This window comes from Pseudomonas sp. PI1 (assembly GCF_000812405.1).
Classification (GTDB): domain Bacteria; phylum Pseudomonadota; class Gammaproteobacteria; order Pseudomonadales; family Pseudomonadaceae; genus Pseudomonas; species Pseudomonas citronellolis.
In genome coordinates this window covers 76,668-95,237 of the sequence record NZ_JWMC01000060.1, presented here as the reverse complement: position 1 = coordinate 95,237, position 18,570 = coordinate 76,668, and the positions used below count along the sequence as shown (strand labels likewise).

At 67.3% G+C, this 18,570-nt stretch carries 20 protein-coding genes; 18 read left to right on the top strand and 2 right to left on the bottom strand.

Annotated features, from left to right (window positions below; translation table 11 throughout):
- Positions 1–27 precede the first annotated feature (27 nt).
- From RN02_RS19975 to murB, 7 genes are read left to right on the top strand one after another with little or no spacing between them, the layout of a single operon-like run.
- A complete protein-coding gene (locus tag RN02_RS19975; protein ID WP_009621398.1) occupies positions 28–663 on the top strand; it encodes a MotA/TolQ/ExbB proton channel family protein in 636 nt (211 codons plus the stop codon).
- A complete protein-coding gene (locus RN02_RS19970; protein ID WP_009621400.1) occupies positions 660–1,106 on the top strand; it encodes an ExbD/TolR family protein in 447 nt (148 codons plus the stop codon). Before RN02_RS19975 ends, RN02_RS19970 begins: the two co-directional genes overlap by 4 nt.
- The gene (gene lpxK / locus RN02_RS19965; RefSeq protein ID WP_043316174.1) at positions 1,106–2,104 is read left to right on the top strand and encodes a tetraacyldisaccharide 4'-kinase; all 999 of its coding nucleotides are present in this window, start codon (positions 1,106–1,108) and stop codon (positions 2,102–2,104) included. The genes RN02_RS19970 and lpxK overlap by 1 nt, the downstream gene beginning before the upstream one ends.
- A gap of 40 nt (positions 2,105–2,144) precedes the next feature.
- The gene (locus tag RN02_RS19960) at positions 2,145–2,330 is read left to right on the top strand and encodes a Trm112 family protein (RefSeq protein WP_009621404.1); all 186 of its coding nucleotides are present in this window, start codon (positions 2,145–2,147) and stop codon (positions 2,328–2,330) included.
- Positions 2,331–2,343: 13 nt separating this feature from the next.
- Positions 2,344–3,108 (top strand): 3-deoxy-manno-octulosonate cytidylyltransferase, encoded by a 765-nt coding sequence (kdsB, locus tag RN02_RS19955; protein ID WP_043316171.1) that lies wholly within the window; start codon positions 2,344–2,346, stop codon positions 3,106–3,108.
- Positions 3,108–3,569 carry a low molecular weight protein-tyrosine-phosphatase gene (locus tag RN02_RS19950; RefSeq protein ID WP_043316169.1) on the top strand — a complete coding sequence of 154 codons (462 nt, stop codon included), beginning with the start codon at positions 3,108–3,110 and terminating at the stop codon, positions 3,567–3,569. Before kdsB ends, RN02_RS19950 begins: the two co-directional genes overlap by 1 nt.
- Positions 3,566–4,585 carry a UDP-N-acetylmuramate dehydrogenase gene (murB, locus tag RN02_RS19945; RefSeq protein WP_043316167.1) on the top strand — a complete coding sequence of 340 codons (1,020 nt, stop codon included), beginning with the start codon at positions 3,566–3,568 and terminating at the stop codon, positions 4,583–4,585. Before RN02_RS19950 ends, murB begins: the two co-directional genes overlap by 4 nt.
- Positions 4,586–4,916: 331 nt before the next feature.
- Here the strand turns inward: murB and rne are convergent, their stop codons facing one another.
- Positions 4,917–8,210: a ribonuclease E gene (gene rne / locus RN02_RS19940; protein WP_043316165.1), complete on the bottom strand. Its 3,294-nt coding sequence runs from the start codon at positions 8,208–8,210 to the stop codon at positions 4,917–4,919.
- Positions 8,211–8,789: 579 nt separating this feature from the next.
- Between rne and rluC the strand changes: the two genes are divergently transcribed.
- From rluC to sppA, 3 genes are read left to right on the top strand one after another with little or no spacing between them, the layout of a single operon-like run.
- Complete coding sequence (gene rluC / locus RN02_RS19935; RefSeq protein ID WP_009621414.1) at positions 8,790–9,746, top strand: 23S rRNA pseudouridine(955/2504/2580) synthase RluC; 957 nt, start codon at positions 8,790–8,792, stop codon at positions 9,744–9,746.
- Entirely contained in the window at positions 9,739–10,434 is a 696-nt protein-coding gene (locus tag RN02_RS19930; protein ID WP_009621416.1) for an HAD-IIIA family hydrolase, read from the top strand. The genes rluC and RN02_RS19930 overlap by 8 nt, the downstream gene beginning before the upstream one ends.
- A complete protein-coding gene (gene sppA / locus RN02_RS19925; RefSeq protein WP_009621418.1) occupies positions 10,424–11,404 on the top strand; it encodes a signal peptide peptidase SppA in 981 nt (326 codons plus the stop codon). Before RN02_RS19930 ends, sppA begins: the two co-directional genes overlap by 11 nt.
- A gap of 214 nt (positions 11,405–11,618) precedes the next feature.
- Here the strand turns inward: sppA and RN02_RS19920 are convergent, their stop codons facing one another.
- A complete protein-coding gene (locus tag RN02_RS19920; RefSeq protein ID WP_043316163.1) occupies positions 11,619–12,197 on the bottom strand; it encodes a Maf family protein in 579 nt (192 codons plus the stop codon).
- Positions 12,198–12,307: 110 nt separating this feature from the next.
- Between RN02_RS19920 and RN02_RS19915 the strand changes: the two genes are divergently transcribed.
- From RN02_RS19915 to pabC, 8 genes are all read left to right on the top strand, one after another.
- A complete protein-coding gene (locus RN02_RS19915) occupies positions 12,308–12,838 on the top strand; it encodes a YceD family protein (protein WP_009621422.1) in 531 nt (176 codons plus the stop codon).
- A gap of 13 nt (positions 12,839–12,851) precedes the next feature.
- Positions 12,852–13,034, top strand: a complete 183-nt coding sequence (gene rpmF / locus RN02_RS19910; RefSeq protein WP_009621425.1) for a 50S ribosomal protein L32 — start codon at positions 12,852–12,854, stop codon at positions 13,032–13,034.
- Positions 13,035–13,037: 3 nt separating this feature from the next.
- Positions 13,038–14,045, top strand: a complete 1,008-nt coding sequence (gene plsX / locus RN02_RS19905) for a phosphate acyltransferase PlsX (protein WP_081884555.1) — start codon at positions 13,038–13,040, stop codon at positions 14,043–14,045.
- 205 nt (positions 14,046–14,250) lie between these two features.
- On the top strand, positions 14,251–15,189 hold the full coding sequence (gene fabD, locus RN02_RS19900; RefSeq protein ID WP_043316160.1) for an ACP S-malonyltransferase: 939 nt from the start codon (positions 14,251–14,253) through the stop codon (positions 15,187–15,189).
- A gap of 15 nt (positions 15,190–15,204) precedes the next feature.
- Entirely contained in the window at positions 15,205–15,948 is a 744-nt protein-coding gene (gene fabG / locus RN02_RS19895) for a 3-oxoacyl-ACP reductase FabG (protein ID WP_009621431.1), read from the top strand.
- A gap of 194 nt (positions 15,949–16,142) precedes the next feature.
- Positions 16,143–16,379, top strand: a complete 237-nt coding sequence (gene acpP / locus RN02_RS19890) for an acyl carrier protein (protein WP_007160597.1) — start codon at positions 16,143–16,145, stop codon at positions 16,377–16,379.
- A 128-nt stretch (positions 16,380–16,507) separates the two neighbouring features.
- The gene (gene fabF, locus RN02_RS19885) at positions 16,508–17,752 is read left to right on the top strand and encodes a beta-ketoacyl-ACP synthase II (protein WP_082033837.1); all 1,245 of its coding nucleotides are present in this window, start codon (positions 16,508–16,510) and stop codon (positions 17,750–17,752) included.
- Positions 17,752–18,567, top strand: a complete 816-nt coding sequence (gene pabC / locus RN02_RS19880) for an aminodeoxychorismate lyase (protein WP_043316157.1) — start codon at positions 17,752–17,754, stop codon at positions 18,565–18,567. Before fabF ends, pabC begins: the two co-directional genes overlap by 1 nt.
- Positions 18,568–18,570: the final 3 nt, after the last annotated feature.

The window sequence follows — 18,570 nt, the reverse complement described above, 5'->3', positions numbered from 1 at the left end:
CCACTTTTTTTCAGGGGATTCGCCACTGTGTGGGAACTGGTCAAAGCCGGCGGCTGGATGATGCTGCCGATCATTCTGAGCTCCATCGCCGCCACCGCCATCGTCGCCGAACGACTCTGGACCCTGCGCCGCAGCCGCATCGCCCCGCCGCAGCTGCTGGGCCAGGTGTGGAAGCAGATCAAGGACAAGAAGCTGAACAGCCAGGCGCTCAAGGAGCTCAAGGCGTCTTCCCCGCTGGGCGAGGTGCTCGCCGCCGGCCTGGTCAACTCCAAGCACGGCCGCGAGATCATGAAGGAGTGCATCGAGGAAGCCGCCGGCCGGGTGATCCACGAGATGGAGCGCTACCTCAACGCCCTCGGCACCATCGCCGCCATGGCTCCGCTGCTCGGCCTGCTGGGCACCGTGTTCGGCATGATCCAGATCTTCAGCGCCTTCATGGGCGACGGCATGGCCAACGCCCCGCAGCTCGCCGGCGGCATCTCCAAGGCCCTGGTGACCACCGCCTCCGGCCTGATCGTGGCCATCCCGGCCGTGTTCTTCCATCGCTACCTGCTGCGCCGCGTCGATGAGCTGGTGGTGGCCATGGAGCAGGAAGCGATCAAGCTGGTGGAAATGGTCCAGGGCGACCGCGAGGTCGACCTCTCCGAGGATGGCAAAGCGTGAAATTCCGCCGCAGAAACGGCAGCGCCGCCCGCGATGACGTGTTCATCAACCTGGCGTCGCTGATCGACGTGATCTTCGTCCTGCTGCTGTTCTTCGTGGTCACCACCACCTTCAGCCGGCCGACGCAGCTGAAGGTCGAGCTGCCCGAGGCGGTCAGCGGCACGCCGCCGGAAGCCACCGACATCAAGCCGCTGGAACTGGACATCGACGCCGCCGGCCACTACGCGCTGAACGGCCAGACTCTGGTCAACGGCGACATCGCCACCCTGATGGCGGCGATGCAGAAGGAATCCGCCGGCGACAGCAGCCTGCCGCTGGTGATCACCGCCGACGGCAAGGCCACCCATCAGTCGGTGGTCACCGCCATGGACGCCGCCGGCAAGCTCGGCTTCAGCCACCTGCGCATCACCACCGTCGAGGCGCAGCCGGCGGCCAAGCCCTGATGGCGTTTTCCGAGCGCCTGCTGCGGGCCTGGTACCAGGGCCACCCGGCCCTCGGCCTGCTGCGCCCGCTGGAGGCGCTGTACCGGCGCATCGCCCTGCGCAAGCGCGCCGACTACCTGGAAGGCCGGCGCCAGGCCTACCGCGCGCCGGTGCCGGTCATCGTGGTCGGCAACGTCACCGTCGGCGGCACCGGCAAGACGCCGATGATCCTCTGGCTGATCGAGCACTGCCGCGCCCGCGGCCTCAAGGTCGGCGTGGTCAGCCGCGGCTACGGCGCCAAGCCGCCGAGCCTGCCCTGGCGGGTGCGCGCCGAACAGAGCGCGGCGCAGGCCGGCGACGAGCCGCTGATGATCGTCCAGCGCTGCGGCGTGCCCCTGGTCATCGACCCGGACCGCCCGGCCGCGGTGCGCGCGCTGCTGGCCGAAGAGCCGCTGGACCTGATCCTCTGCGACGACGGCCTGCAGCACTACCGCCTGGCCCGCGACCTGGAGCTGGTGCTGATCGACGCCGCGCGCGGCCTGGGCAACCGCCGCTGCCTGCCGGCCGGCCCCCTGCGCGAGCCGGCCGAGCGCCTGGAGTCGGTGGACGCGGTGCTCTACAACGGCGCCAGCAGCGATCCGGCCGGGGCCTTTTCCTTCGTCCTGCGGCCGAGCGCACTGGTCAACCTGCGCAGCGGCGAGCGCCGCGACCTGACGCACTTCCCGCCGGGCCAGCAGGTCCACGCCCTGGCCGGCATCGGCAACCCCCGGCGTTTCTTCGCGACGCTCGAGGCGCTACACTGGCGGCCTGTTCCGCACGCCTTCCCGGACCACGCGGCCTACAGCGCCGAGCAGCTGCAATTCAGCCCGCCGCTGCCCTTGCTGATGACCGAGAAGGATGCGGTGAAATGCCGGGCCTTCGCCGCCGCCGACTGGTGGTACCTCGCGGTCGACGCGCAGCCATCCCCGGCCTTCGTCGCCTGGTTCGACACCCAGCTCGAGCGTCTGATCGCGCGCTGACGGGTGGCGCCGCCACCCATTGCTTTCCAAGGATTCCGCCATGGACCCGAAACTCCTCGACATCCTCGCCTGCCCGCTGTGCAAGGGGCCGCTGAAGCTCACCGACGACAAGTCCGAACTGATCTGCAAAGCCGACGGCCTGGCCTACCCGGTGCGCGACGGCATCCCGGTGATGCTCGAGGGCGAGGCCCGCACCCTGAACGTCGACGAACGCCTGGACAAGTGACCGAGACGCAGCGATGAGCCAAGCCTTCACCGTCGTCATCCCGGCCCGCTTCGCCTCCACCCGCCTGCCCGGCAAGCCGCTGCAGGACATCTGCGGCAAGCCCATGGTCCAGCACGTCTGGGAGCAGGCGCGCAAGAGCGCCGCATCTCGCGTGGTGATCGCCACCGACGATGCGCACATCCTCGAGGCGGCCAATGTCTTCGGCGCCGAGGCGCTGCTGACCCGCGTCGACCACAACTCCGGCACCGACCGCCTGGCCGAGGTGGCCGATGCCCTGGGCCTGGCCGACGACGCCATCGTGGTCAACGTGCAGGGCGACGAGCCGCTGATCCCGCCGGCCATCATCGACCAGGTGGCCGCCAACCTGGCGGCCCACCCGGAAGCCGGCATCGCCACCCTGGCCGAGCCGATCCACGAGCTGGCCGCGCTGTTCAACCCGAACGTGGTGAAGGTGGTGACCGACCTCAACGGCCTGGCGCTGACCTTCAGCCGCGCGCCGCTGCCCTGGGCCCGCGACGCCTTCGCCAAGGAGTCGGACGGCCTGCCCCAGGGCGTGCCCTACCGCCGCCACATCGGCATCTACGCCTACCGCGCGCGCTTCCTCCGCGACTTCGTCGCCTGGGGCCCGTGCTGGCTGGAAGACACCGAGTGCCTGGAGCAGCTGCGGGCGCTTTGGCACGGCGTGCGCATCCACGTCGCCGACGCTCTGGAGGCGCCGCAGGCCGGGGTGGACACCGCCGAGGACCTGGAGCGCGTCAGGCGCATCCTGGGGGGCTGATGCGGGTTCTCTTCGTCTGCCTGGGCAACATCTGCCGTTCGCCCACCGCCGAGGGCGTGTTCCGCCACAAGCTGCGCGAGGCCGGGCTGGAGGCACGGGTGACCGTCGATTCCGCCGGCACCGGCGACTGGCACGTGGGCAAGGCACCGGACGCCCGCACCCGCGTCGCTGCCATGCGCCGTGGCTATGACCTGTCGGCGCTGCGCGCGCGCCAGGTGAGCGCTGCCGATTTCACCGACTTCGACCTGATCCTGGCCATGGACCTGAGCAACCTGGCTCATCTCGAACGCCTGCGGGGAAGTGGCCCGGCTGAGCTGGACCTGTTCCTGCGCCGCTACGCCGGCGCGCTGGACGAGGTGCCCGATCCCTATTACGGCGGCGAGGCCGGTTTCGAGCAGGTGCTGGACCTGATCGAGCTGGCCTGCGACGCCCTGCTGCTGGAAGTGAAGGGGCGCCTGTGAGCCTGGTTTTGCAGAAAGACGTTTCCCTGAAAGCCTTCAATACCTTCGGCATCGAAGCGCGCGCGCAGTTGTTCGCCGAAGCCCGCGACGACCAGGAAGTGATGCAGGGCCTTGCCCTGGCGGTGGAACACGACCTGCCGCTGCTGGTGCTCGGCGGCGGCAGCAACCTGCTGCTGACCCGCGACGTCGAGGCCCTGGTATTGCGCATGGCCAGCCGTGGCGTGCGCATCCTCGAAGACGACGGCGATCGGGTGCGTATCGAAGCCGAGGCCGGCGAGGTCTGGGACGACCTGGTGCGTTGGAGCCTGGAGCAGGGCTTCGCCGGCCTGGAGAACCTCAGCCTGATCCCCGGCACCGTCGGCGCCGCGCCCATGCAGAACATCGGCGCCTACGGCGTGGAGCTGAAGGACGTGTTCGACAGCCTGGTGGCGCTAGACCGCCATAGCGGCGGCCTGCGTGAATTCCACCTGGACGATTGCGCCTTCGCCTACCGCGAAAGCCTGTTCAAGCGCGAGTCGGGGCGCTGGGTGATCCTGCGCGTGCGCCTGAAGCTTGCGCGCCGGGCCAGCCTGCATCTGGACTACGGTCCGGTGCGCCAGCGCCTGGTGGAGGAGGGCATAGACGCTCCTGGCCCCGCCGACGTGGCGCGGGTGATCTGCGCCATCCGCCGCGAGAAGCTGCCCGACCCGGCAGTGCTGGGCAATGCCGGCAGCTTCTTCAAGAATCCGCTGGTATCCGCCGCCGTGGCAGAGCGCCTGCGTGGCGAATACCCGGACCTGGTGGCCTATCCCCAGGCCGACGGCCAGGTCAAGCTGGCTGCCGGCTGGCTGATCGACAAAGCCGGCTGGAAGGGCTTCCGCGACGGCGCCGCCGGCGTGCATGCCCAGCAGGCGCTGGTGCTGGTCAACTACGGCGGTGCCAGCGGGGCGCAGATCCAGGCACTGGCCGAGCGCATCCGCGAGGACATCCGGCAGCGCTTCGGCGTGGAACTGGAGATGGAGCCCAACCTCTACTGAGGTGTGCGGGCTTGGAAAAAGGCGCTTGCCGGCAACGGCAAGCGCCTTTTTTTGTCCGTGCTGCTTTTCGTAGGAGCGAGCCGTGCCCACCGGTATGGGTGTAGGAGCGGACCTTGTCCGCGATAGCCGGACATCCCGGCGCGATTCGCGGATGAGATCCTACACTGCCCCACCACTCCATTCCCCTGTAGGAGCGCGCCCTGCGCGCGATATCGCGCGCAGGGCCCGCTCCTACAGTTGTTGTCGTGAGGCATGGCGATCTACCCCACGCAACCCAGTAACCATAAAAAAAGGGGATGCCTAGGCATCCCCTTTTTCAGCACGGGGGCGATCAGCCGTGGTGCTTTTCCACTTCTTCGCGGTGCTGCTCGGCCTTGTCGGCTTCGACTTGCTCCTCGACGGCCTGGATGGCCTGCTCGCCTTCGGCAGCTTCGGCAGCTTCGGCAGCTTCGGCAGCTTCGGCAGCTTCGGCAGCGGGTGCTTCGGCGGCTTCGGTGGTGGCAGACGCTTCGACAGTCTCCTGGGCCGCTTCCACGACGTTTTCTTCCGCGGCCTCGACTTGCTGCTCGGCGATGGCTTCCACCTCGGCGGCCTGTTCGACCACGGCGGTTTCCACTACGGCCGGAGCGGCAGCGGCGGCTTCCGCGGCTTCACGGGCCAGGCGCTCGGCTTCGCGCTGCAGGCGACGACGCTCGCGCGGGTCGTTCAGGGCGCGGCCGGTGGCGTTGGCTGCCGGCTGGGCTTCGTCCTGGCTCGGCGCGGCAACAGCAGGCTCGGCCTGGGCGACCGGGGCTTCGACCACCTCGGGTTCGACGTGAGCGGTCTCGACGACCGGAGCGGCCTCGACCACGGCTTGCGCAGCAGGCTGCTCGACCGATTCGGCGGCGGCCGGGGCGGATTCGCTCGGCTGCAGGCTGAACTCGACGATCTGCTCGCCGGCGCTTTCCTCGTGGGTCTCGGTGACCACGACGGTGTCGGCGCCGGCTTCGACGGCAGCGGCCGGCTCGGCGGTTTGCTCGCTGGCGGCTTCGACGACCTGCTCGGCGACCACGGCTACCGCGGCGACACCGGTTGCGGCCAGGGCCGGAGCGGACGGCGACTCGCTGCCTTGCTGCTGCTCACCGGCCTCCGGGCCTTCCACGCCGACTTCGCGCTGACGCTCGCGGCGGTTGCTGCGGCGGCGCTGGCCACGGGAACGGCGGCGCGGACGATCGTCATCGCTGCCTTCCTGGTCATCCTGCTCCAGCAGTTCCTCGTTGTTCGGCAGTTCTTCGGCTTCCAGCGCGGCTTCGCGGGCCTGGCGCTCCTCGCGGGGCTGGCGCTCGCCACGTTCGCGACGCTCACCACGCTCTTCGCGCGGCTGGCGTTCTTCACGGGGCTGACGCTCTTCACCCGGCTGGCGCTCGGCACGTTCTTCACGCGGTTGGCGCTCCTCGCGGGGCTGGCGCTCGGCGCGCTCTTCACGCGGCTGACGTTCCTCGCGGGGTTGACGCTCGGCACGCTCTTCACGCGGTTGGCGCTCCTCGCGGGGCTGGCGCTCGGCACGCTCTTCGCGCGGCTGACGTTCCTCGCGGGGCTGACGCTCGGCGCGCTCTTCACGCGGCTGGCGTTCCTCGCGCGGCTGACGCTCGGCACGCTCTTCGCGCGGTTGACGCTCCTCGCGCGGCTGGCGTTCGGCGCGTTCTTCGCGGGGCTGGCGTTCTTCGCGGGCCGGGCGCTCGGCGCGCTCTTCACGACGGCGCTCGTTGCGCTCGCCACGCTCCTCGCGGGGCTTGCGCTCGTCGTCGCGACGGCCGCCATCACGGCGACGGTTCTGCTGACGGCCGTTTCGGCGCTCCTCCGGCGTCGAGCTGCGCTCGCTGGCGGGTTTCTCCGCGCTGGCGGCCGGCTTGGCCTCTTCTTCCTTGCCGGCGAACAGGCTCACCAGCGACTTGACCAGGCCCTGGAACAGGCTCGGCTGCGGCATCGGCTTGGCGGCTTCCACCGGTTGCGGCGCGGCGGCAGCCTGCTCGGCTTGTTGCGGGGCGGGAGTCTGCGGGGAGACGGTCTTCACCGCGGCTTCCTGGCGTACCAGGGTGCGGGTGGCGCTGACCGGCTGGACTTCCTCGTGCTCGACCTGGGCCATCTCGTAGCTGGTGTGGCCGACCAGCAGGTCCGGGTTGTCGTCACGCAGGCGCTGCACTTCGAAGTGCGGGGTTTCCAGATGCTCGTCCGGCAGGATGAAGATGCGCGCGCGGGTGCGCAGCTCGATCTTGGTGATGGCGTTGCGCTTCTCGTTGAGCAGGAAGGCGGCGACCTGGAAGGGCACGCGGGCGCGGACTTCCGCGGTGCGGTCCTTCAGCGCTTCTTCCTCGATCAGGCGCAGGATGGCCAGCGACAGGGATTCCACGTCGCGGATGATGCCCTGGCCGTTGCAACGCGGGCAGACGATGCCGCTGGTCTCGCCGAGGGACGGACGCAGGCGCTGGCGGGACATCTCCAGCAGGCCGAAGCGCGAGATGCGCCCGACCTGCACGCGCGCGCGGTCGGCCTCGAGGGCTTCGCGCACGCGCTCTTCCACGGCGCGCTGGTTCTTCGCCGGGGTCATGTCGATGAAGTCGATGACGATCAGGCCGCCGATGTCACGCAGGCGCAGCTGGCGGGCGATTTCCTCGGCCGCTTCCAGGTTGGTCTGCAGGGCGGTTTCCTCAATGTCGCCGCCTTTGGTGGCGCGCGCCGAGTTGATGTCGATGGACACCAGGGCCTCGGTCGGGTCGATGACGATGGAGCCGCCGGAGGGCAGCTTCACTTCGCGCTGGAAGGCGGTCTCGATCTGGCTCTCGATCTGGAAGCGGTTGAACAGCGGAACGCTGTCCTGGTACAGCTTGACCTTGCTGGCGTACTGCGGCATCACCTGGCGGATGAAGTTCAGGGCTTCTTCCTGGGCATCGATGCTGTCGATCAGCACCTCGCCGATGTCCTGGCGCAGGTAGTCGCGGATGGCGCGGATGATGACGTTGCTTTCCTGGTAGATCAGGAAGGGCGCGCCGCGCTCGCCGGAGGCTTCCTTGATGGCGCCCCACAGTTGCAGCAGGTAGTCCAGGTCCCACTGCAGCTCTTCGGAGCTACGGCCCAGGCCCGCGGTGCGGACGATCAGGCCCATGTCGGCGGGAGCGTTGAGGCCGTTCAGGGCTTCGCGCAGTTCATTGCGCTCTTCGCCCTCGATGCGGCGGGAGATGCCGCCGGCGCGGGGGTTGTTCGGCATCAGCACCAGGTAGCGGCCGGCCAGGCTGATGAAGGTGGTCAGGGCCGCGCCCTTGTTGCCGCGTTCTTCCTTCTCGACCTGGACGATGACTTCCTGGCCTTCGCTGAGCACATCCTTGATGTTGATGCGCCCTTCGGGGTTCTTCTTGAAGTACTCGCGGGAAATTTCCTTGAGGGGGAGGAAGCCGTGGCGCTCGGCGCCGAAGTCGACGAAGGCGGCTTCCAGGCTGGGCTCGACGCGGGTGATGCGGCCCTTGTAGATGTTGGCCTTCTTCTGTTCACGCGCGCCGGACTCGATGTCCAGGTCGAACAGACGCTGGCCATCTACCAGCGCTACACGCAACTCTTCGGGTTGAGTTGCGTTGATCAGCATTCTTTTCATGTAGTACCAATGGTTTCCGGGGCCACCGGAAACGGCAATCGGCACCCACGACTCTCACGGTCGGTGCTCAGGCGCGTACTCAGGAACGGCGGACCATTCCCGTGTCCAGCGACGTCCGGCCAGCAACGGGCCGGGTCGCGACTACGTCTCCTGCTTGTCCTGCGAACAAGCAATCAACAGGAGGAGGAATCAGCTGTCGGAGGCGGACGAAAGAGTGCGTCTGAAACAAGGCTATGCCAGCTACGCGGTCCGACAGTTGTGCATCTCCACCCTGCACGTTTCCTATTGAAGAAGCGGGTGCCGCTCGCAGAATCCGGGAGCGGGTTGGCTTTTCACGGCTACCGAGGCAACCGTGCGTCATGTCTCAAGGCTCGGGTTCCGAATCGTTGCGGCGAGGGATTCATGGGTCCGCCACGGCAACGCTTCGCAGGACTGCCTCACGTCCGTTCAATGTGCTTGCAGGCAGCGGGGATGGCGATTTCGCTGACATCCGCGGGCCCGGCCACTTTTGGCGGCCTCCCGAATATAGCAGCAATGATTAAGTGCTTCAATTGAATGAAAAATTGCTATGATGGGCGGATGACGACTTCCTCCCCTCCGACTTCCGGCGTCCAGCTGCTTGAAGTCGCGCCGGAATATGCCGGCCAGCGCATCGACAATTTCCTCAGAACTCAGCTCAAAGGCGTACCCAAGACCTTGATCTATCGCATCCTGCGCAAGGGCGAGGTGCGGGTGAACAAGGGGCGGATCAAGCCCGAGTACAAGCTGCAGGCCGGGGACGTGGTGCGTGTGCCGCCGCTGCGCCTGGCCGAGCGCGACGAGCCGGCGCCGCTGGCCCAGGGGCTGCTCGAGCGCCTGGAGGCCGCCATCGTCTACGAAGACAAGGCGCTGATCGTGATCAACAAGCCCGCCGGCATCGCCGTGCACGGCGGCAGCGGCCTCAGCTATGGCGTGATCGAGGCTTTCCGTCAGCTGCGTCCGGAGGCCAAGGACCTGGAACTGGTGCATCGTCTGGACCGCGACACTTCCGGCCTGCTGATGATCGCCAAGAAGCGCAGCATGCTGCGCCACCTGCATGATGCGCTGCGCAACGAGCATGTGGTGGACAAGCGCTACCATGCACTGGTGCGCGGCAGTTGGCCGGCGGCGAAGAAGCAGATCCGCGCGCCGCTGCTGAAGAACAACCTGCGCTCCGGCGAGCGCATGGTGGAGGTCAACGTCGAAGGCAAGGACGCGCTCACCGAGTTCAAGGTGCTGCGCCGCTTCGGCGATTTCGCCACCCTGGTGGAGGCGCGGCCGATCACCGGGCGCACCCACCAGATCCGCGTGCACGCCAAGCATGCCGGGCATTCCATCGCCGGCGACGCCAAGTACGGCGACGACGAATTCTCCCGCGAGATCCGCGAACTGGGCGGCAAGCGCCTGTTCCTGCATTCCGCGCAGCTGCGCGTGCCCATGCCCGACGGCTCCACCCTGGAGCTGGAGGCCGAGGTGGACGACATCTGGCGCAGCACCCTGGAGCGCCTGGATGCCTGATTACGCGCTGCTGGTCTTCGACTGGGACGGCACTCTGGTCGACTCCGTCGGCCGCATCGTCGAGTCGATGCGGGTGGCGGCCGAGCGTTCCGGCCTGCCGCGGCGCAGCGACGAAGCCATAAAAGGCATCATCGGCCTGGGGCTGCCGGAGGCGATCCAGACGCTGTACCCGGAAGTCGACGATGAGGCGGCGCTGACAGTCTTTCGTGGCGATTACGCTGAGCATTATCTGATGCTGGAGGTCGAACCTTCTCCTTTGTTCCCCGGCGTGGCCGATGCGCTGGAGCATTTCCGCCAGTCCGGCTACCGTCTGGCGGTCGCCACCGGCAAGAGCCGCCGCGGCCTGGATCGGGTGCTGAAGGGGCGGGGCTGGGAAGGCTTTTTCGACATCACCCGCGCCGCCGACGAGTCGGCGAGCAAGCCCGACCCGCGCATGCTGCATGAAATCCTTGCGCATTGCCGGGTCGAGCCGGGCCGCGCACTGATGGTCGGGGATGCGCCCTTCGACCTGGAGATGGCGCGCCGGGCGGGCATGGACTCGGTGGCGGTGTCCTACGGCGCGCAGCCGCTGTCCGTGCTGCGCGAGTACGGCCCGCGCCTGGAAATCGGGCATTTCAACGAATTGCGCGCCTGGCTGGATGGCCGGGCGCAGGACCTACGGATCGAGGTAAACGAGCATGTCGGATGAGTGGAAGGCCGAGGAGCCCGGCAAGGAAGACGCAAAGAGCTGGAAGCTGCTGGAGAAGGCTGTGCTGGCGGGCGTGCAGGAACAGCGCCGGGCCCGTCGCTGGGGCATCTTCTTCAAGCTGCTGACCTTCGTCTACCTGTTCGGCGCCCTGGCGCTGTTCACTCCCTTGAGCGGCCTGTCCAAGTCCGCCTCGCGCAGCGGCAGCCATACCGCGCTGATCGAGGTGAAGGGCATGATCGCCGACGACGAGCCGGCCAGCGCCGACAATGTCGTCGGGGCGCTGAAGGCGGCCTTCGAGGACAGCGGCACCAAGGGCATCGTCCTGCGCATCAACAGCCCGGGCGGCAGTCCTGTGCAGTCCGGCTATATATATGACGAGATCAAGCGCCAGCGCGGCCTGCATCCGGACGTGAAGGTCTACGCGGTGATCAGCGATCTGGGGGCGTCCGGCGCCTACTACATCGCCAGCGCCGCCGATGAAATCTACGCCGACAAGGCCAGCCTGGTCGGCTCCATCGGCGTGACCGCCGCCACCTTCGGCTTCGTCGGCACCATGGAGAAGCTCGGCGTCGATCGCCGCGTCTACACCTCCGGCGAGCACAAGGCCTTCCTCGATCCCTTCCAGCCGCCCAAGGCCGAAGAGACGCAGTTCTGGCAGGGCGTGCTGGACACCACCCACAAGCAGTTCATCGACAGCGTGAAGAAAGGGCGCGGCGATCGCCTGAAGGACAAGGATCATCCCGAGCTGTTCTCCGGGCTGATCTGGTCCGGCGAGCAGGCGCTGCAGCTCGGCCTGATCGATGGTCTGGGCAGCACCAGCTACGTGGCGCGCGATGTGATCAAGGAAAAGGAAATCGTCGACTACACCGTGCAGGAAACGCCGTTCGACCGCTTCGCCAAGAAGATCGGCGCCAGCGTCGCCGAGCGCCTGGCGCTGTGGATGGGCTGGCAGGGGCCGGCGTTGCGCTGAGGCCCTGATGCTCGAAACGAGCCGCTGCCTTTATATATAGAGGCAGCGGCTTTTTCGTTTCCGGGCGGGCCTTGTCGACCTCCGCTCCTACACCGCCCGCCCATGCCATTCCCCTGTAGGAGCGGGCCCTGCCCGCGATTCGCGCGCAGGGCGCGCTCCTACATGTTCCGGAAGGGGGCCGATTGTAGGGGGGGGCGGACTCTGTCCGCGATGCTCAGGGAACCTGCACGCCTTCCGCCAGCAGCATATCCACCAGGCGAATCAGCGGCAGGCCGACCAGGCTGGTGCCATCCTCGCCCTCGGTCGCGCGGAACAGGCTGACGCCCAGGCCCTCGGCCTTGAAGCTGCCGGCGCAGTCGAAGGGGCGTTCGGCTTCCAGGTAGCGGCGGATGCGCGCCTCGTCCAGTTCGCGGAAGTGCACGCGGAAGGGGATGCAGTCCACCTGGCAGCGGCCGCTGGCGCTGTCCAGCAGGGCCAGGCCGGTGAGGAAGCTGACGCTGCTGCCGCTGGCGGCCTTGAGCTGCTCCATGGCCCGCTCCAGGGTATGCGGCTTGCCGAGGATCGCCTGGCCCTGGACGGCGGCCTGGTCCGAGCCGATGATCAGGTGTTCGGGAAAGCGCGCCGCCAGCGCCCGCGCCTTGGCTTCGGCGAGGCGGCGCACCAGCTGTTCGGCGCTTTCGCCGGGCAGCGGGCTTTCATCTATATCCGGGCTTGCGCATTCGAAGGGCAGGCGCAGGCGTTGCAGCAGTTCGCGGCGGTAGGGCGAGCTTGAGGCAAGGATCAGTGGGCGCATCGGGGGTCTCCTGGGCGAAGTCCGCGATTCTAGCGAAAAGGCTGTCCATACAGCGGTTTATGCCTAATTTCCTTTGACAGGGACGGGGGCATCCCTATAATGGCGCGCTTATGTTGAATGGGCCGATACCACCTCACGTCGATCCGCGCAAATTGGTAGAGCGCGAAGCCACCCTCGAGGGTGTGCTGCCGCTCGCCAGTATGCCGCGGGTTTGCGAACAGCTGACCAGCAGCGACGGCAACGTCCGGGCGAAGTTCTTCTTCCACCGCGACGAGCAGAAGCTGGCGGTCATGCATGTCGAAGTCGACGCGCAGGTGAGCATGGTATGCCAACGCTGCCTCGAGCCGGCGACCTTCCAGGTCACCAGCGAGTCCGACTTCGCCATCCTCTGGGAAGGCCAGTCTGCCGAGGGGCTGCCGAAGGGGTACGATGCGCTGGAAGTGGGGGAGGAACCCCTCGACCTGCCGCCTCTGGTCGAGGACGAGTTGTTGCTCGCCTTGCCCATCGTTCCGGCCCATGACCCTGAAGAATGCCAGCATCCGGCGGGATTTGCAGCAGCGCCCGAGCCGAGCGAGAACGTGGAAGAACGTCCCAACCCGTTCAGCGTACTGGCGCAGTTGAAGCGTGACCCAAACGTTTAGGAGTTAATCAATCATGGCTGTTCAGCAGAACAAAAAATCCCGTTCCGCTCGTGACATGCGTCGTTCCCACGATGCGCTCGATGCGAACGCTCTGTCCGTGGAAAAGAGCACCGGTGAAGTCCACCTGCGCCACCACGTCTCCCCGGACGGCTTCTATCGCGGCCGCAAGGTCGTAGACAAGGGCTCTGACGAGTAATCCTTGTCCGCACCAATCATCGCGATTGATGCAATGGGTGGGGACTTCGGTCCCCACTGCATTGTTCCGGCCAGCATTTCCTTCCTGGCCCAGCACCCCGCTCTGCAACTGGTCCTTGTCGGCCAGGCTCCCCTTCTCGAAGAACTCTGCGCCCGCGTTCCCGCGGTCGACCGCCCGCGCCTGCACATCCAGCACGCCAGCGAAGTCATCGGCATGGACGAACGCCCGTCCCAGGCCCTGCGCAGCAAGCCCGACTCCTCCATGCGCGTCGCCCTGGAACTGGTCCGCGACGGTACGGCCCATGCCTGCGTCAGCGCCGGCAATACCGGCGCGCTGATGGCCCTGTCGCGCTATCTGCTCAAGACCCTGCCGGGCATCGACCGGCCGGCCATGGTCACCGCCGTGCCGACCCAGACCGGGCATTGCCATCTGCTGGACCTGGGGGCGAACGTCGATTGCAGCGCCGAGCACCTCTACCAGTTCGCCGTGATGGGCGCGGTGGCGGCCGAGGCGCTGGGCAAGGCCAACCCGAGGGTGGCGCTGCTCAACGTCGGCACCGAGGAAATCAAGGGCAACCAGCAGGTCAAGCTGGCCTCGACCCTGCTGGAGCAGGCGCGCGGCATCAACTACATCGGCTACATAGAAGGCGACGGCCTGTACCGCGGCCTGGCCGACGTGGTGGTGTGCGACGGTTTCGTTGGCAACATCCTGCTGAAAGCCAGCGAGGGGCTGGCGGCCATGGTGGTCAGCCGCCTGGAGCAACTGTTCGCGTCCAGCCTGTCGGCGAAAGCCATCGGCCTGGTGGCCATGCCGCTGCTGCGCCGCCTGCGCAGCGACCTGACGCCGGCCCGGCACAATGGCGCGAGCTTCCTGGGGCTGCAGGGCATCGTGGTGAAGAGCCACGGCAGCGCGGCCGAGGAGGGCATCCAGAGCGCGCTGCGCCGGGCCCTGGCGGAAATCCGCGAGAACCTGCCGCAGCGGCTCCATGGGCGGCTCGAGAGCCTTCTCTAAGTAACTGAATAGAAAGGAAATAGAGATTTCTGGCGGTAATGGAAGTATGCTTGCGCACCGCGCTCGCAAGGCTGCCCGGCGAGATGAAGTGCTCGCCCTGGCGATGTGACCGCGCGGTCGAGGCCGTCATCCAACTGTCAGTTCCATGCGCCAGGCTGCTGCTGGCGTTACCCTTCGACGAAACAGACACAAGGGACCCGTTGCAATGTCCGCATCCCTCGCATTCGTTTTCCCCGGCCAGGGCTCGCAATCCCTCGGCATGCTGGCCGAGCTGGGCGCGCAGCACGCACTGGTGCGTGACACCTTCGCCGAAGCCTCGTCGGCCCTGGGCTACGACCTCTGGGCGCTGGTGCAGGAAGGCCCGGAAGAGCGCCTGAACCAGACCGACAAGACCCAACCCGCCATCCTCACCGCCTCCATCGCCCTGTGGCGCCTGTGGCAGGCCGAGGGCGGCGCCGCGCCGGCCTACGTCGCTGGCCACAGCCTGGGCGAGTACTCGGCCCTGGTCGCCGCCGGCAGCCTGGGCTTCGCCGAGGCGGTGAAACTGGTCGAGCGCCGCGGCCAATTGATGCAGGAAGCGGTGCCCGCCGGTACCGGCGGCATGGCCGCGATCCTCGGCCTGGAAGACGCCGACGTGCTGGCCGCCTGCGCCGAAGCCGCGCAGGGTGAGGTGGTCAGCGCCGTCAACTTCAACGCTCCCGGCCAGGTGGTGATCGCCGGTGCCGCCGCCGCGGTCGAGCGTGCCATCGAGGCCTGCAAGGCGCGCGGCGCCAAGCGCGCCGTGGCGCTGCCGGTCAGCGTGCCGTCGCACTGCGCGCTGATGCGTCCGGCCGCCGAGCGCTTCGCCGAAGCGGTGGAAGCCATCGCCTGGCAGGCTCCGCAGATCGCCCTGGTGCAGAACGTCAGCGCCCAGGTGCCGGCGGACCTCGACACCCTCAAGCGCGACCTTCTGGCGCAGCTGTACAGCCCGGTGCGCTGGGTCGAGACCGTGCAACTGCTCGCCGCCAAGGGCGTGAGCGATCTGGTAGAGTGCGGCCCTGGCAAGGTCCTGGCCGGCCTGAACAAGCGTTGCGCCAAGGGCGTGAACACCCACAATCTGGATTCGGCGGACGCCTTCGCGGCGGCTCGTGCGGCTCTGGCTTGAACAGGAGATAACAGCATGAGTCTGCAAGGTAAGGTTGCCCTGGTCACCGGCGCGAGCCGCGGCATCGGCCAGGCCATCGCCCTGGAACTGGGTCGCCTGGGCGCCATCGTCATCGGCACCGCCACCAGCGCCTCGGGCGCCGAGAAGATCGCCGAATACCTCAAGGCCAACGGCATCGAAGGCGCCGGCCTGGTCCTGGACGTTTCCAGCGACGAATCCGTCGCCTCCACCCTCGAACACATCCAGCAGCACCTCGGCCAGCCGCTGATCGTGGTCAACAACGCCGGCATCACCCGCGACAACCTGCTGATGCGGATGAAGGACGACGAGTGGTTCGACGTGGTCAACACCAACCTCAACAGCCTCTACCGTCTGTCGAAAGCCGTGCTGCGCGGCATGACCAAGGCTCGCTGGGGTCGCATCATCAACATCGGCTCGGTGGTCGGCGCCATGGGCAATGCCGGGCAGACCAACTATGCCGCGGCGAAGGCCGGCCTAGAGGGCTTCACCCGCGCCCTGGCGCGCGAAGTGGGTTCCCGTGCCATCACCGTCAACGCGGTGGCCCCGGGCTTCATCGACACCGACATGACCCGCGAGCTGCCCGAAGCCCAGCGCGAAGCGCTGCTCGGCCAGATTCCGCTCGGGCGTCTCGGCCAAGCCGAAGAGATCGCCAAGGTGGTAGGATTCCTCGCCTCCGATGGTGCCGCCTATGTGACCGGCGCCACGGTACCGGTGAATGGCGGAATGTACATGAGCTGAATGTGACCTTACTCTTCGCGGATGTGTCATATGCGCTGTCTAAAATCCGTTATATAGATGCAACTGGGTTATAGACAGAACATCGTGGTGGTCGCGAAGGGGCGTCGGCGTTCAGCTTGAAATGCAGAAAACCCTTTCTATACACTTACCCGCAGCCCAGCTGTACGGATTGTCCATAGGAGTGAAAACAAGGTATGAGCACCATCGAAGAACGCGTCAAGAAGATCGTTGCTGAGCAACTCGGCGTTAAGGAAGAAGAAGTCACCAACAGCGCTTCCTTCGTCGAAGACCTGGGCGCCGACTCCCTTGACACCGTTGAGCTGGTGATGGCTCTGGAAGAGGAATTCGAGACCGAAATCCCCGACGAGCAAGCCGAAAAGATCACCACCGTGCAGGAAGCCATCGACTACATCGTTGCCCACCAGCAATAAGTAGCCGTTTCCGACGGAAGAAGCCGCACGGCCTGCAAAGGCGTGCGGCTTTTCTTTAGCATGGCGCTGGACAGCCCTGGTCGCGGTCCGGCGCCTATGCCGTGTATTCGCAAAATGAGGAAGTCGTAGTGTCGCGCAGACGCGTCGTCATCACTGGCATGGGTATGCTCTCGCCGCTGGGCGTGGACGTGCCGAGTTCCTGGCAGGGTATCCTGGCCGGCCGCAGCGGTATCGCCCCGATCGAGCACATGGACCTTTCCGCCTTTTCCACCCGCTTCGGCGGTTCGGTGAGGGGGTTCGACGTCGAGCAGTACATGTCCGCCAAGGAAGCCCGCAAACTCGACCTGTTCATCCAGTACGGCCTGGCCGCCAGCTACCAGGCGGTGCGCGATTCCGGCCTGGAAGTCAGCGACGCCAACCGCGAGCGCATCGGCGTCGCCATCGGCTCGGGCATCGGCGGCCTGACCAACATCGAGAACACCTGCCGTTCTCTGTTCGAGCAGGGGCCGCGGCGCATTTCGCCGTTCTTCGTGCCCGGCTCGGTCATCAACATGGTTTCCGGGTTCCTGTCGATCAACCTCGGTCTGCAGGGCCCCAACTACGCCATCACCACCGCCTGCACCACCGGCACCCACAACATCGGCATGGCCGCGCGCAACATCGCCTACGGCGAGGCTGACGTGATGGTCGCCGGCGGTTCGGAAATGGCCACCTGCGGCCTGGGCATCGGCGGTTTCGGCGCCGCCCGCGCGCTGTCCACCCGCAACGACGAGCCGGCCAGGGCCAGCCGTCCGTGGGACAGGGACCGCGACGGTTTCGTGCTCTCCGACGGCGCCGGCGCCGTGGTGCTGGAAGAGCTGGAGCACGCCAAGGCCCGCGGCGCGCGCATCTACGCCGAGCTGGTCGGCTTCGGCATGAGCGGCGACGCCTTCCACATGACCGCGCCGCCGGAAGATGGCGCCGGCGCTGCCCGTTGCATGAAGAACGCCCTGCGCGACGCCGGCGTGAACCCGGAGCAGGTCGACTACATCAACGCCCACGGCACCTCCACCCCGGCCGGCGACATCGCCGAGATCTCCGCGGTGAAGTCGATCTTCGGCGAGCACGCCTACAAGCTGTCGATGAGCTCGACCAAGTCCATGACCGGCCACCTGCTCGGTGCCGCCGGTGCGGTGGAAGCCATCTTCTGCATCCTGGCGCTGCGCGACCAGGTGGCGCCGCCGACCATCAACCTGGACAACCCGGACGAAGGCTGCGACCTCGACCTGGTGGCGAACCGGCTCAAGGAGCGCAGCATCGAAGTGGCGGTGTCCAACTCCTTCGGCTTCGGCGGCACCAACGGTTCCCTGGTGTTCCGCCGGTTCAACGGCTGATGTCCGCCTGGGTCGACGGCCGGCCCGCCGAGGCCCTGTCCGTGCGCGATCGCGGGCTGGCCTACGGCGATGGCCTGTTCGAGACCATTGCCGTGCGCGCCGGCCGGCCACGCCTGCTGGCGCGGCACCTGGCGCGCCTGGAGGAGGGCGCCCGGCGCCTGTTCCTGCCGGTGTCGCTGGCCCAGGTCGAGCAGGAACTGCTGGCCTTCGCCGCGCAACTGGGCGAGGGCGTGGCCAAGCTGATGCTGACCCGCGGCGAAGGCCTGCGCGGTTATGCCGCGCCGGCCGATGCCCAGGTGCGGCGCATCCTTATCGGCTCACCGGCGCCGGCCTACCCGGTGGCCCATTTCGACGAGGGCATCGCTCTTTTCCCCTGCGCCACCCGCCTGGCCGAGCAGCCGTTGCTGGCCGGCCTCAAGCACCTCAACCGCCTGGAGCAGGTCCTGGCCCGCAGCGAATGGAGCGACCCGGCCTTCGCCGAGGGGCTGATGCGCGACCAGGGCGGGCGCGTGGTCGAAGGCGTATTCAGCAATCTGTTCCTGGTCCGCGGCGGCCAATTGATCACGCCCGAACTGAGCCGCTGCGGAGTGGCCGGGGTGATGCGCGCCGAACTGCTGGAGTGGGCGGCGGGGCAGGGCATTCCCACCGCGGTTCGGGATGTTGCCTACGTCGAACTGTTGCAGGCCGATGAGGTCTTTCTCTGCAACAGCCTCTATGGTGTCTGGCCGGTGCGTCGACTCGAAGCCCATGCCTGGCCGGTCGGGGCGATCACCCGTAAACTGCAAGCCCACTTCCGCGAACGCCTGGATTCCTGACCT